Source organism: Aquabacterium parvum, from assembly GCF_001447195.1.
GTDB classification, from domain to species: Bacteria; Pseudomonadota; Gammaproteobacteria; order Burkholderiales; family Burkholderiaceae_C; genus Aquabacterium; species Aquabacterium parvum.
Genome location: NZ_LFRI01000585.1, coordinates 1 through 273 on the forward strand (window position 1 = coordinate 1; position 273 = coordinate 273).

General features: G+C 55.7%; 1 protein-coding gene. It reads left to right on the forward strand.

Annotation, left to right across the window (positions count from 1 at the left end):
* Positions 1 to 273, forward strand: a 273-nt coding sequence (locus ABG80_RS23150; RefSeq protein WP_160322634.1) for a protein rep, incomplete at both ends; no start/stop codon positions are given.

The window sequence follows — 273 nt, forward strand, 5'->3', positions numbered from 1 at the left end:
TCACCACTTGCGGTGACTACCTGCTGTTCCGGCACTACTTCACCATCGACGCTGTGAGGCTGCATGCGGCCAGCTTCTGCATGAAGCACCTGCTTTGCCCTCTGTGTGCCATTAGACGGGGCGCTAAGTCGATGAAGGCCTACTTGGATAGGTGGGAGGTCATCCGAGCCGAGAAAACGGCTCTGAGGCCTTTTTTGGTGACTTTGACGGTGAAGAACGGTGATGACCTGGCTGAACGCTTTAAGCACCTTCATAGAGCCCAGCGCGAGCTAT